We start from the raw sequence: 12,645 nt of genomic DNA on the forward strand, positions 1-12,645 counted from the left end.
AACAAGGAATTTGGACACGATGAAATTCTCAATTGATAGGGATGCCCTATTAAAGCCGTTGCAATTGGTGTGTGGTGCGGTAGAAAGACGCCATAACTTGCCCATTTTGTCTAACCTCCTTGTAGAAGTAAGTGGTCACTCACTTAAGCTGACTGGTACAGATTTAGAAGTCGAACTCGTGGGCCAAGCTGTGGTTCACGGTGATATCGAAGAAGGTCGTACTACGGTTCCCGCGAAGAAACTGCTCGATATTGTTAAGTCTTTGCCAGAACAAAGCGAACTGAAAGTCGAACAACAAGATAATAAATGGTTGCTGCGCTCAGGCCGTAGCCGTTTTTCCTTAGCGACTTTGCCCGCAGAAGAATACCCTAACGTTGAAGCCTTCCAAGCTGAGATTGAATTTAGCTTGAAGCAGGGCGTGTTGAAGTCGATTATCGACTCGACGCAGTTTTCGATGGCTAACCAAGATGTACGCTATTACCTCAACGGTTTATTGTTTGAAACTGAAGGTAATGTGTTGCGTGCGATAGCGACCGACGGCCATCGTTTAGCCTTAAGTCATCGTACGATTGAAGCACAATTACCAGAAAAACAAGTCATTGTGCCCCGTAAAGGCGTAATTGAAATGGCGCGCTTATTGGAGTCTGACGATCTCGATATCACCATTGCTATTGGTGATAATGCTATTCGTGCCACCACGGCTAACACAGTATTTACCAGTAAATTAGTCGATGGTCGCTTCCCTGATTATCGCCGTGTATTGCCAAAGGGCGGTGATAAAATTGTGATTGCGAGTCGTAATCACTTGAAGCAAGCGCTGACGCGGGCTTCTATTTTATCCAATGAAAAATTCCGTGGTGTGCGTATTCAACTCGAAAATGGTCTGCTCAAGATCACCGCTAATAATCCTGAACAGGAAGAAGCGGAAGAAATCATTGATGTGGAATACAACAATCAGGCCTTAGAAATTGGTTTTAACGTCAGTTACTTACTGGACGTGCTCAACAACCTTAAGTCCGATGATGTGCGTATCACGCTCATTGATGGTAACTCCAGCGCCCTAATCGAAAACCATTTGGAAGAAGATTCCATGTATGTGGTTATGCCGATGCGCTTATAAACCATCGATTTTTACGTTACCCGTGTCTGTACCTCTGTCTTCGATGTCTATGCCGCTTAACGGCGGCACAGTGTTTAATGCACAGCATTGGCCATTCTTTCACTCATTTACCGATAGTCTTAGCCTGTGGCAGCGATTGAGTTGCTCGTTAAGTGCTATGAATCCTTGCCTACGCCGTTGACGCGGCTTAATGAGTAATGCATGAGCCTGACCCGTCTCAATATCGAAGCGTTTCGCAACATTCAGTCCGCACAGTTAATCCCCGCACCTGGGATTAACGTGATTTATGGTCAAAATGGCAGCGGAAAAACCAGTATTTTAGAAGCCATTTATTTCCTCGGTATGGGGCGCTCGTTTCGCAGTCATTTATCCCAACGAGTGATTAATCACGATGACGATAAATTAACGCTATTTGCGACTTTAAATTTAGCGCGCGGTGACAGTAAAATTGGTTTACGCCGATTTCGCAATGGTGAGACGGAAGTGAAAATCGACGGCGAAAAAGTCAAACGTCTGTCGACCTTAGCCGAAGCTTTACCTATTCAAGTGATCACACCTGAAAGCTTTTCTTTACTGTTTGAAGGCCCAAAATCCCGTCGACAATTTATCGATTGGGGCGCATTTCATGCTGACCCACAGTTTTATGGCGCTTGGACGAATGTTCGTCGCGTTCTTAAGCAAAGAAATCAATTGCTTAGAAACGGTTCGGCTTACAGTCATATTCAATTTTGGGATCAAGAGTTTGTGCGCTATGCCGAGCAGGTCACCGAAATACGAAACCATTATGTAGACTCGTTAAATGAGCTACTTAAGGGTATAATCGGGGAGTTTTTACCGAGTGTAGATGTGAAGGTTTCATTTACGCGCGGCTGGGATAGTAAAACGGATTTTGCAGAACTACTCGAAAACCAATATTCCAGAGATTTGGCCACAGGTCATACCGTCAGCGGTCCCCATAAAGCTGACCTTAGACTTCGTGTAGGCACTTTGCCGGCGCAGGATGCCCTGTCCCGTGGTCAATTGAAATTATTAGTCTGTGCACTGCGTATTGCACAGGGAAAGTTGCTCAAACAACAAATAGATAAAAACAGTATTTATCTTGTGGACGATCTTCCGTCCGAGTTGGATGCACAGCATAGGCAGCTATTGCTTAAGCAGTTAACGGATACCGGAGCACAAGTTTTTGTGACCGCCATTGATCCTGCTGCAATAGTCGATTCGTTACACACGCCTCCCAGTAGGATGTTTCATGTGGAACAGGGACGTGTAACGGTAATTGAATAACCATTGAGAGAATAATATGTCAGAGAATAGTTACGATTCTTCGAGTATTAAGGTCCTTAAGGGCCTTGATGCAGTACGTAAGAGACCTGGGATGTATATTGGTGACACCGACGACGGTACGGGTCTACATCATATGGTGTTCGAAGTAGTCGATAACTCTATCGATGAAGCCTTAGCCGGCCACTGTAGCGATATTACGATTACTATCCATGTAGATGGTTCGGTTTCTGTTAAGGATGACGGCCGTGGTATTCCGGTCTCTATCCATGAGGAAGAAGGCGTATCGGCGGCAGAAGTTATTATGACGGTATTGCATGCCGGCGGTAAGTTCGACGATAACTCCTATAAAGTGTCTGGCGGTCTCCACGGCGTGGGTGTATCGGTTGTAAACGCTTTATCTAAAAAGCTGCAAATGACCATTCGTCGTGCTGGCAAAGTATACGAGCAGTTTTATACTCACGGTGTGCCTGATGCGCCGATCAAAGAGATTGGTGATGCAACCAAAACCGGTACTGAAATCCGTTTTTGGCCAAGTGAAGATACCTTCAGCGATGTTGAGTTTCACTTTGAAATTCTGGCAAAGCGTGTGCGTGAACTGTCTTTCCTTAACTCAGGCGTGGGTATTCGTCTGGTTGATGAACGCGACAATAAAAATGAATTTTTCAAATACGAAGGCGGGATTAGCGCATTCGTCGATTACCTGAACCGTAATAAAACGCCAGTCAACAAAGATGTATTCCACTTTATGCAAGAACGTGAAGATGGCATTACCGTTGAAGTGGCTATGCAGTGGAATGACGGTTATCAGGAAAATATTTTCTGTTTTACCAACAACATCCCACAGCGTGATGGTGGTACTCACTTAGTCGGTTTCCGTAGTGCGTTGACACGTAACCTCAACAGCTACATGGAAAACGAAGGTTATAACAAGAAAGGCAAAACCAGCGCGACTGGCGACGATGCCCGCGAAGGCTTGACTGCCGTTATCTCTGTTAAAGTGCCAGATCCAAAGTTCAGCTCGCAAACCAAAGACAAACTGGTTTCTAGTGAAGTGAAAACCGCGGTTGAACAAACCATGGGTGAGAAGCTGAACGATTATCTGCTGGAAAACCCAGCTGATGCGAAGTTGATCGTCGGTAAGATTGTCGATGCTGCCCGTGCCCGTGAAGCGGCGCGTAAAGCTCGTGAAATGACCCGTCGTAAAGGCGCACTCGATTTAGGTGGTTTGCCAGGTAAGCTGGCCGATTGCCAAGAAAAAGATCCTGGTCTTTCAGAAATTTACATAGTGGAAGGTGACTCTGCTGGCGGTAGTGCTAAGCAGGGACGTAACCGTAAGAACCAAGCGATTTTGCCACTGAAAGGTAAAATTCTAAACGTTGAGAAGGCCCGCTTCGATAAGATGTTGTCTTCTCAAGAAGTGGCCACACTGATCACGGCACTTGGCTGTGGTATTGGTCGCGACGAATATAACCCAGATAAAACCCGTTATCACAACATCATCATCATGACGGATGCTGACGTCGACGGCTCGCACATTCGTACTTTGCTGTTGACCTTCTTCTTCCGTCAAATGCCTGAATTGATTGAACGTGGTTATGTGTATATTGCTCAACCGCCTTTATTTAAAGTGAAAAAGGGCAAGCAAGAACAGTATTTGAAAGATGAGCCAGCATTGACTCAATACCTCACGACTCAAGCATTGGATGGCACTGTTGTGTATCCAACGCAAGGTGCGATTGGTATGTCAGGTGAGCCGTTAGAGCGTTTAGTGACTCAGTATCGTGAAGTGGAAGCCATTGTGGCCCGTTTAGAGCAGCGCTATCCAACGCACATTACTAACCGTATGCTTTACCACCCAATGATCACCAACGATATGTTGGCCGATGAAGGCAAGATGAAAGAGTGGATCGATGCCTTTATCCATGAGCTGGTGGAAATGGAAAACAGCGGTGTACTGTATTCTGCTGAGCCGATTCTCGATCCTGAGCGTAAAGTGTATCTGCCTAAGATCACCATTCGTAAGCACGGTATCGATACTAACTATCTGTTTACTTATGACTTCTTCCAATCAAGCGATTATCAACGTATCGGTAAGTTAGGTGCGGCGTTAGATGGCATGATTGAAGAAGGCGGCTATGTACAACGCGGCGATCGTGTTAAAGAAGTCGGCAGCTTCCTCGAAGCGCTAGATTGGACGATTTCTGAAGCCAAACGCGGCTTATACATTCAACGTTATAAAGGATTGGGTGAGATGAACCCTGAGCAATTGTGGGAAACTACAATGGATCCTGAATCACGCCGTATGTTGCAAGTCACGATCGATGATGCTGTGGGTGCCGATCAGTTGTTCACTTGTTTGATGGGTGATCAAGTTGAACCTCGTCGTGAGTTCATCGAAGCGAACGCATTGAACGTGGCTAACTTAGACGTTTAATGCTAGATGTATAATATTAGACGTGTAATGCGTGTTAAGACTCGCGTTAGTACTTGAATGATTAAGGGAAAGCCAAGGCTTTCCCTTTTTTATCTCTATGATTTATCTCTTTATCGATCAATACCCGCTTCATCCGCTGCAACAATTTCAGTCTCTGCTTTAGCCGCATTAATCCACGCCTGCATTTCCGGACAGCTGATCACATGCTGCATATAGGCACGGTTTGCCTGCGAGACTTCAATATCGTAGGTAAGAAAACGCATAACCACAGGGGCAAACATCATGTCGGCAATCGACCATTGGCCAAATAACCAAGTACCTTCCGCATGTGATGGGGCAAACTCGGCCATTTGTGCTGACCAAATCGCATCGATGCGCTCAATGTCTTTGCGGACCGCATCAGTGAGCTCAACATAGCGCCTCGCGCGTATGTTCATTGGTAGAGCGTTACGCACGGCATTAAAGCCTGAATGCATTTCACTGGCAATCGATCTGGCCTTGGCTTTTTGTTTAGGATCTTGCGGCCATGCGCTACCTGCAAGATAGGTGTCGTTGAGATATTCGCAAATCGAAAGTGAATCCCATACCGTAATGTCACCATCGACTAATGTCGGTACTTTTAAAGTCGGCGAAATGGCTTTGAGTTGCTGATAGAAGCTGTCGGTATCGAGTTGCAGTAATACTTCGTTGAACTGCACGCCAGATTTTGCGGCCATAAACCAAGCCCGCAGTGACCAGCTAGAGTAGTTTTTATTGCCAATATAAAGATCCATTGTTTGTCCTTGAGTGAAATGCCGAGTGTTTCTGCAAAGCTACTATATGGACTCATTTCACCTATGACTAATGAATATTTTACCCTTTCTACATCCGCTAATACGCGTCATTTCTCTTGAGCTTACGAGTCACTTTTATTGAATTTAAACGACCCACAGCATTGAGATAATTTAACCATATCTTAATTACTTTGCTCGATGGATTCTGTCGAGATAAAGGCTAATTGGCGAGATAAATGGATGTGGCAGCGAGTGATTTACCCCGTAAGTGCACTGATTTTTATGCTATCGGCGGTGGCAAACGCCGATGAGGCAAATAAGTTATTGAATATGTGTAAGGCCTGTCATGGCGAGTCCGGTGTGAGTCGTTTTGAGCATATTCCTAATATCGGATGGCAAAACTCAGAATACCTATTGAAGCAACTGCGAGCCTTTAAGGCGGGGAATCGCCAAGATCCCACTATGACTAAAGTCGCCCAACTCTTGACTGAGGCTGATATGCAGCTGATGGCGGATTACTTTTACCTCGGAAAGGATAAATAACATGGATCTTAATCGTCGGGTTTTTATTAAAGGTGCGGTAGCGACGTCTGTGTTATCAGCTTTACCCGTTAAGTGGGTATTTGCCGAACAGCTTCCCGCAGCCGTCACTCCTCTGGATATATCAGCATTAACTTGGACTAAGGCAGATGACTTACCGAGTTATTTCAAAGTGTTAAACACTCATCCACTGAATGCGTTTCCGCCGGAGCATAAGCTCGCTCCTGCCGTGACGCCTGCAGATGCCTCGTTTATCCGTTGGAATGGCATAGTGCCTGACTTTAAGGCGTTAGATGCTAAAACTTGGACTTTTCAAGTGGATGGTGAGTCTGTAATCACCCCAAAAACCTACACAATTGATGAACTTAAGCGTCGCTTTAAGCATTACACATTGCAGTTGCTGATTGAATGTGGCGGTAATAGTCGCTCTGGCTTTTTTCCTAGTACTAAGGGTAATCAGTGGAATAATGCCGGCGTATTTTGCTCCGAGTGGACAGGTGTCTTAGTGAGTGATGTGCTTAAGGATTGCGGTATTAAATCTGATGCTGTTTACACAGGCCATCACGGTGTTGATCGGCATTTGAGCGGCAAAGGTGAGGCGATTTCACGCGGCGTACCAATAAAGGCGGCGCTTGAAGAGCTTGGGCTTATTGCATGGTCGATGAATGGTGAGGACATTCCTTATCTACATGGATATCCCTTACGTATTGTGTTTGGTGGACGGCCGGGCTCCGTTTCGCAAAAAGCGGCGACGGGGATCAGTGTGCGTAATAAAGTTCATGATGGACATAAAATGGAAGCACCAGCGTATCAACTCCCTAAATATCCGATAGCGCCAGGTGAGTCTGTTGATGATAAAGACTATAAAATCATTGAAGAAATGATAGTGAAGTCATTGATCACTCAACCCCAATCTGGAACCGAATTAGCTGTGGGTCAAAAGATGACTATCGCAGGTCATGCTTGGGCGGGATTGCGGGAAGTGGTTAAGGTGGAAGTCAGTTACGATTATGGCACCCGTTGGTTTGCCGCTGAATTAGAAAAACCTAAAAACATAACAGCATGGCAGCAATGGAAGATTGAATTGCAATTACCGTCGCAGGGTTATTATGAAATCTGGGCCAAAGCGACCGATAGTGAAGGTGATAGTCAGCCTGTCGTACAACCGCAATGGAATCCTAAGGGATATATGTTTAACGGCTGCCACCGTATTGCCGTTAGGGTGGTGTGATGAAGTCGCATATCAATAAACTGATATTGCTTGGGCTAGTGGCATCCAGTATTTCGCTAGCCGCTGAGTATCCAGTGGACCCTAAATCGGGTTTGATCATGGCTCCTGGCTGGGAGTTAGTGAACTATCAATGTAATGCCTGCCATACCAGTATGATAGTCGTGCAAAACCACGGCGATAAAGCCTTTTGGAAAGAGACTTTGCAGTGGATGATAGACACTCAGGGTTTATGGGACTTGTCGGATACTTGGGAGCCCACCTTGAGTTATCTAAGCACTCATTATGGGCAGGCTGAAATGGATATGACGATCTTCAGACGTCTACCTTTAGAACCGAACCTGCAGCCTGTGCTAGTTAACCCTTTCCCTAAGGAACCAAAATGAAAGCTATTATCATAAGTTTGATTGCGCTATGTGGCTTATCCACAGAGGTTAATGGAGAGGTTTATCAAGCAGATATAGAGCGAGGTCAGGCATTGGCTACAGCACAGTGTGAGTCATGCCATGGCAATGCGGTGATCGCTATGGCCAAGCAATTCCCAAACTTAAAGGGACAAAAATTAGCTTATCTTAATAAACAGCTCGTCGATTTTAAAACCGGTTTACGACTCGAACCTTTGATGCAATCACAAGTCAGCGCGTTAAGCTCTGAGCAATTACAAGATGTGGCGCTGTTTTATAGCCAGCAAGTTACACCGAACCTAAGTGCGAATTAGCACGAGCATAGTGTGTTATTTGAATTAAACCGATATAGGGTTTAGTAGGGAATACGGGGTGATATTTTGTAGATTTGATTATGCAGTGGTTCGTTAACCTAGGCTACGTTGTAGTCGGTAGAAGTAGTCATGCCATTCCGCTTGCGCCGTTGCCGCTTGTTCATCGTCAACCAATTCGAATTTAACTGTCTGCCCTGGGCGAGTTTGCGCGAGTTTCCACAAATCGGCTTCAATAATCACGGCTATTTGAGGGTGATTGCTGGTGGTCTTAGCATCGGCAAGTAACACTAAAGGTTGCCCTGAAGCTGACACTTGAATGACTCCTGGCTTGACTGTATGGGATTGAACAGGGAATGGTTTTGCTAAGGTCAATATTTCCCCGTTGAGTATTGCACTTGCACGATTGCTTTCTGCCGAAAGTTGCCACTGTGTTTGCCAGAATATTTGCTGAGATTTCAACGAGAAGGCTTGGGTGTGCTTTGTTGCGAGTGCGCGAATATGCCCATTCCAACTTTTTTGAATTGCGCCAACTTGCCTTCTTAGTGGATGAGCGGAACCTAAGGTCAGGTTATCGCCAGCTTCTAATGCGCGGCCATGAAATCCACCGATACCTGAGGTTAAATCAGTTGCAGCAGAATCCATCACTAACGGCACTTTAACGCCGCCGTCAACCGCAACATAGGCACGCATGCCTTTATTTCCCCCTCTAAGACTGAGTTTTTGTCCTGCCTTAATGGAGTAGCGCCAGCCGCAAACTATGGGTTTATTGTCTATGCGGGCATCGAAATCGGCACCCGTTAAGGCAATCCAAGCATCGCGTTTAAACAAAAAAATCGATTGTCCGAAGGTCAATTCCAGTACGGGTGTATTGTCTGGATTTGAGAGTAGGCGGTTTGCTAAACACAGTGCAGGTCTATCTAAGGCACCAGCTTGGGTTACGCCTAAATGTCGATATCCCATGCGTCCGATATCTTGAACTGTGGTTAGTGCACCCGCTTTTATTACCTCGATCATCAAATTTTCCGTTGTTAGCTCGCGAGTAGATTGTTAATCAATTAAAGGGAGACAAAATATGTATCCCTTTAGGAATGGTAGGCGTATTGTCAGTTAAATGATGCTGAAATGTAAGTTTTTTGAGGTTTCAACTTGTAACCAAGATTGTCTTTGTAAAAGCAGTAATGGTGGGATAGAAGAAGTCCGAAATGAATTGAATATGTTACACTTAAGCTAAATATTAGCCTCTCTACAATGCCTTAATGCATGGCTTGAGCTGATCAAAATGGATTTATGATGGGCAATATTTAACTGACTTTTTAACAATTATTTATAATGACAGGTTGATGCTTCTTGATTAAATCACTTTTTAACAAACTCTTTAATATTCGTGATACGGCGACCGTTGAGAGACCCAAAAGTTTTTCAACGACGGACTTAGGTAAGTCGCTTGAACCTGCGCGAAAGCCAGCTAAATCTCTCGAAGATATTAGCGTCGTATCTGTCGATTTATCTGCACTCTTTTATAGTTTGTTATTTCCGACACGGGTTAAGGACACTGGCGGTGTAGCGAATAATCTTGAACGTAGAGTCATGGCGGAGATAGAGCAGGCCTTAGCATCGCCACAAGTCATCGCCGAAAAAGTGTTAAAGCTGCCGTCAAAGGTATTGGAGTTAGATCGTAAATTGGCCGACCCACAATTTGATATTAAGGATCTATTAGCGCTTATCGAGCGAGATCCTTTATTGAGTGTGGAGGTGCTTAAGCTATGTAATTCCCCTGCGTTTAAACGTAGCGATAGGGATATCACCAGTTTACAGCAGGCTTTGGTACAGCTTGGCCGCGAACAGTTGAGAAAATTTGTCACTACTTGTTTAGTGCGTGAAATGTTGGATATTAAACCAATCTATTTTCGTCGTTTTGGGGCTGAAATTTGGCGCCATTCGATGCAGGTTGCTTTTCTTGCCAGTGAGTTAAGCGATGAAGATCAAGATACGGCTTTTTTATTGGGCCTATTACACGATGTCGGCAAGTTGGCCATTTTTAAAATGCTCCTCGATGCATTTGTACAGGCAGAGCCGGGAGAACAGCCTAATTCTGGATTATTTAGACAAGTGATGACGACGAAATCGTTAACCTTGAGTTCATTGCTTGCTAAGCATTGGCAGTTACCTAATACCTTTGAAACAGAATTAGACAAGCTTGCCAGTGTGAACTCGCGCCCGCAAGCGGGGCTCGCCGCTGTGGTGTGGCGGGCGAATGTGATTAGCGAGATTTCTATGCTGCATCAAGCAGGGCAATTATCCCCTGAGATACTGGCGAATTTACTGCAGCAAGTTAACTTAGATCAAACTCAATTTGATGGCTTACATCAAAAACTGACGCAGTTCTGATTGGGCTGTTTAAGAAATCAGGACAATAAAAAACGCGCTATTGAGCGCGTTTTTTCTAAAGCGATAATTTAAAAAACGTTAGTATCGTTATTGCAGTAGTGATATATCCGCGACGTGCAGGAACTGCTCGCGTAGATTATTCAATAATGCTAAACGATTGTTTTTCAACGCTTCATCATCCGCCATGACCATCACATCTTCGAAGAACTGATCCACACTTTCACGTAGGCCAGCTAACAAGGTTAAGGCTTGTTGGTAATCGGCATTGGCAAACAGAGGCGCTAACTGCGGTTGCAGCTCGTTCAACTTGGCCGCCAATGCTTGCTCTGCGGCTTCGGTTAACAGACTCGCATTGATCGTTGTCGGTAAAGCACCTTCAACCTTAGCCAGAATGTTTGATACACGTTTGTTCGCTGCCGCAAGTGCACTAGAAGCTTCTAGGCTTCTAAAGTGTGATACCGCATTGATACGGCTATCAAAATCAGCAGGGCGTGTTGGGCGACGTGCTAGCACGGCTAAGATCACATCAACACCAATACCTTTATCTTGATACCAAGCGCGGAAGCGTGCCATTAAGAACTCTAACACTTCATCGCTTGCATTGGCGTTGCTTAAGTTAGTACCGTGGAGCTCCTGAGCTTTAGCTATCAGCGTTACTAAGTCCAGTGGCAGTTTGTTCTCAACGATAATACGCAGCACACCGATGGCGGCACGGCGTAGGGCAAAGGGATCGGCAGCGCCTTTTGGTGCTTGGCCAATACCAAAGATGCCGACTAAGGTGTCGAGCTTGTCTGCTAATGCGACAGCGCAAGATACACCGGCATTAGGCACTGTATCGCCAGAGAACTTAGGCTTGTATTGCTCTTCCATTGCAACTGCAACGGCTTCGGTTTCACCATCGAGGCGGGCGTAGTGCATGCCCATAGTGCCTTGAGTGTCGGTAAACTCCATCACCATATTGGTCATCAAATCGGTTTTAGATAACAAACCTGCACGGGCTGCATCAACTGCATTCGCGCCAGTTTGTCCGGCAATAAAGGCGGCTAGGGCAGAAATACGATTCACTTTGTCTTTTAAGGTGCCGAGCTGTTGTTGGAACAGGACGGTTTCTAAGCTAGGTAAACGCGATTCCAGCGTGTGTTTTTTATCGGTATTAAAAAAGAACTCAGCATCAGCCAAACGTGGGCGAACGACTTTCTCGTTACCAGAGATAATTTGCGCGGGATCTTTAGATTCGATATTGGCCACAAAGATAAAGTTTGGCAGTAACTTGCCTGCATCATCAAAGACTGGGAAGTATTTTTGGTCGCCTTTCATGGTATAGACCAAAGCTTCAGACGGTACACTTAAGAATTTTTCTTCGAAGCTAGCGGTCAATACTACTGGCCATTCAACCAAAGAGGTGACCTCTTCCAGCAGGCTATCTTCGATATCGGCTGTGCCACCAATCTTAGCGGCGGCTTTTTCGGCATCGGCTTTGATTAATGCTTTACGGCTTTCGTAATCGGCGATGACTTTGCCTTTTTCTTTTAGGTCGGCAAGGTAATGATCAGCGTGTGCTAATTCAAACTGCTTGAGCCCCATAAAGCGGTGACCGCGAACAGTGCGTGCCGATTTGATACCCAGCAATTCACCTTCAATCAACTCACTGCCTAACAACATAGTTGCTGTGTGCACAGGGCGAATAAATTGGGTTTTATTATTGCCCCAACGCATTGGCTTAGGAATGGGCAATTTATCGAGTGCACGTTGAGCCATAGCAGCGATCAAACTTTTGGTTTCGACGCCTTCAACTTTGGCGTTATGGACTAACCATTCGCCTTTATCTGTAACTAAACGTTCGGCTTGTTCAACAGTAATACCATTACCACGTGCCCAACCTTCGGCGGCTTTAGTCGGTTTGCCTTCAGCATCGAATGCTGAACTCACTGCTGGGCCGCGTTTTTCAACGACTTTGTCAGCTTGTGCAAGGGCAAGTTCAGTGACGTCAATTGCCAGACGACGTGGCGCTGCGTACCAAACGGCTGAGCTGAACGCTAAATCGGCTTTGGTGAGTTCTTCAGTAAAGTTAGCTAAAAAGGATTCAGCCAGTTTACGCAGTGACTTAGGTGGTAATTCTTCCGTGCCTAACTCTATGAGTAAGTTTTCAAAATTCATGTT

Annotated in this window: 12 protein-coding genes; 9 read left to right on the forward strand and 3 right to left on the reverse strand. The window is 45.4% G+C overall.

The annotated features are described in order from the left end of the window. Positions 1-19: 19 nt before the first annotated feature. The 4 genes from dnaN to gyrB are packed head-to-tail and all read left to right on the forward strand — an operon-like array spanning position 20 to position 4,838. The gene (gene dnaN, locus L5M51_RS19795; RefSeq protein ID WP_105250803.1) at positions 20-1,120 is read left to right on the forward strand and encodes a DNA polymerase III subunit beta; all 1,101 of its coding nucleotides are present in this window, start codon (positions 20-22) and stop codon (positions 1,118-1,120) included. Continuing rightward, on the forward strand, positions 1,095-1,301 hold the full coding sequence (locus L5M51_RS19800) for a hypothetical protein (RefSeq protein ID WP_263174240.1): 207 nt from the start codon (positions 1,095-1,097) through the stop codon (positions 1,299-1,301). Before dnaN ends, L5M51_RS19800 begins: the two co-directional genes overlap by 26 nt. Before the next feature lie 20 nt (positions 1,302-1,321). Continuing rightward, positions 1,322-2,404 carry a DNA replication/repair protein RecF gene (gene recF / locus L5M51_RS19805; protein ID WP_105250804.1) on the forward strand — a complete coding sequence of 361 codons (1,083 nt, stop codon included), beginning with the start codon at positions 1,322-1,324 and terminating at the stop codon, positions 2,402-2,404. Between the two features lie 16 nt (positions 2,405-2,420). Further along, positions 2,421-4,838, forward strand: coding sequence for a DNA topoisomerase (ATP-hydrolyzing) subunit B (gene gyrB / locus L5M51_RS19810; protein ID WP_105250805.1), 2,418 nt, complete (start codon positions 2,421-2,423; stop codon positions 4,836-4,838). A 110-nt stretch (positions 4,839-4,948) separates the two neighbouring features. Here the strand turns inward: gyrB and L5M51_RS19815 are convergent, their stop codons facing one another. Next, on the reverse strand, positions 4,949-5,611 hold the full coding sequence (locus L5M51_RS19815) for a glutathione S-transferase family protein (protein ID WP_263174242.1): 663 nt from the start codon (positions 5,609-5,611) through the stop codon (positions 4,949-4,951). A 240-nt stretch (positions 5,612-5,851) separates the two neighbouring features. On the opposite strand from L5M51_RS19815, the gene L5M51_RS19820 reads away from it, so the two are divergent. From L5M51_RS19820 to L5M51_RS19835, 4 genes are read left to right on the forward strand one after another with little or no spacing between them, the layout of a single operon-like run. After that, positions 5,852-6,154, forward strand: a complete 303-nt coding sequence (locus L5M51_RS19820) for a c-type cytochrome (protein WP_006083821.1) — start codon at positions 5,852-5,854, stop codon at positions 6,152-6,154. 1 nt (position 6,155) lies between these two features. Then, positions 6,156-7,382 carry a sulfite oxidase gene (locus tag L5M51_RS19825; RefSeq protein ID WP_263164817.1) on the forward strand — a complete coding sequence of 409 codons (1,227 nt, stop codon included), beginning with the start codon at positions 6,156-6,158 and terminating at the stop codon, positions 7,380-7,382. Then, positions 7,382-7,765: a cytochrome C gene (locus L5M51_RS19830; protein ID WP_263148671.1), complete on the forward strand. Its 384-nt coding sequence runs from the start codon at positions 7,382-7,384 to the stop codon at positions 7,763-7,765. Before L5M51_RS19825 ends, L5M51_RS19830 begins: the two co-directional genes overlap by 1 nt. Beyond that, complete coding sequence (locus L5M51_RS19835) at positions 7,762-8,097, forward strand: c-type cytochrome (protein ID WP_263164815.1); 336 nt, start codon at positions 7,762-7,764, stop codon at positions 8,095-8,097. Before L5M51_RS19830 ends, L5M51_RS19835 begins: the two co-directional genes overlap by 4 nt. 93 nt (positions 8,098-8,190) lie before the next feature. Here L5M51_RS19835 and L5M51_RS19840 read toward each other — a convergent pair whose 3' ends face one another. Continuing rightward, positions 8,191-9,111 carry a biotin-dependent carboxyltransferase family protein gene (locus tag L5M51_RS19840; protein WP_263148669.1) on the reverse strand — a complete coding sequence of 307 codons (921 nt, stop codon included), beginning with the start codon at positions 9,109-9,111 and terminating at the stop codon, positions 8,191-8,193. 333 nt (positions 9,112-9,444) lie between these two features. Between L5M51_RS19840 and L5M51_RS19845 the strand changes: the two genes are divergently transcribed. Next, positions 9,445-10,485 (forward strand): HDOD domain-containing protein, encoded by a 1,041-nt coding sequence (locus tag L5M51_RS19845; RefSeq protein WP_263174244.1) that lies wholly within the window; start codon positions 9,445-9,447, stop codon positions 10,483-10,485. A gap of 87 nt (positions 10,486-10,572) precedes the next feature. On the opposite strand, the gene glyS is transcribed toward L5M51_RS19845, so the two are convergent. After that, entirely contained in the window at positions 10,573-12,642 is a 2,070-nt protein-coding gene (glyS, locus tag L5M51_RS19850) for a glycine--tRNA ligase subunit beta (protein WP_263174246.1), read from the reverse strand. Positions 12,643-12,645 lie beyond the last annotated feature (3 nt).

Source organism: Shewanella sp. SM73, assembly GCF_025653795.1.
Lineage (GTDB): Bacteria > Pseudomonadota > Gammaproteobacteria > Enterobacterales > Shewanellaceae > Shewanella > Shewanella oncorhynchi.

Excerpts from the sequence above, each read along its gene's own strand:
- L5M51_RS19820 (WP_006083821.1), top strand. The coding sequence starts at position 5,852 with ATGTGGCAGCGAGTGATTTACCCCGTAAGTGCACTGATTTTTATGCTA.
- dnaN (WP_105250803.1), top strand. The coding sequence starts at position 20 with ATGAAATTCTCAATTGATAGGGATGCCCTATTAAAGCCGTTGCAATTG.
- glyS (WP_263174246.1), bottom strand. The coding sequence starts at position 12,642 with ATGAATTTTGAAAACTTACTCATAGAGTTAGGCACGGAAGAATTACCA.
- L5M51_RS19815 (WP_263174242.1), bottom strand. The coding sequence starts at position 5,611 with ATGGATCTTTATATTGGCAATAAAAACTACTCTAGCTGGTCACTGCGG.
- L5M51_RS19840 (WP_263148669.1), bottom strand. The coding sequence starts at position 9,111 with ATGATCGAGGTAATAAAAGCGGGTGCACTAACCACAGTTCAAGATATC.
- L5M51_RS19835 (WP_263164815.1), top strand. The coding sequence starts at position 7,762 with ATGAAAGCTATTATCATAAGTTTGATTGCGCTATGTGGCTTATCCACA.
- L5M51_RS19825 (WP_263164817.1), top strand. The coding sequence starts at position 6,156 with ATGGATCTTAATCGTCGGGTTTTTATTAAAGGTGCGGTAGCGACGTCT.
- L5M51_RS19800 (WP_263174240.1), top strand. The coding sequence starts at position 1,095 with ATGTGGTTATGCCGATGCGCTTATAAACCATCGATTTTTACGTTACCC.
- recF (WP_105250804.1), top strand. The coding sequence starts at position 1,322 with ATGAGCCTGACCCGTCTCAATATCGAAGCGTTTCGCAACATTCAGTCC.
- gyrB (WP_105250805.1), top strand. The coding sequence starts at position 2,421 with ATGTCAGAGAATAGTTACGATTCTTCGAGTATTAAGGTCCTTAAGGGC.
- L5M51_RS19830 (WP_263148671.1), top strand. The coding sequence starts at position 7,382 with ATGAAGTCGCATATCAATAAACTGATATTGCTTGGGCTAGTGGCATCC.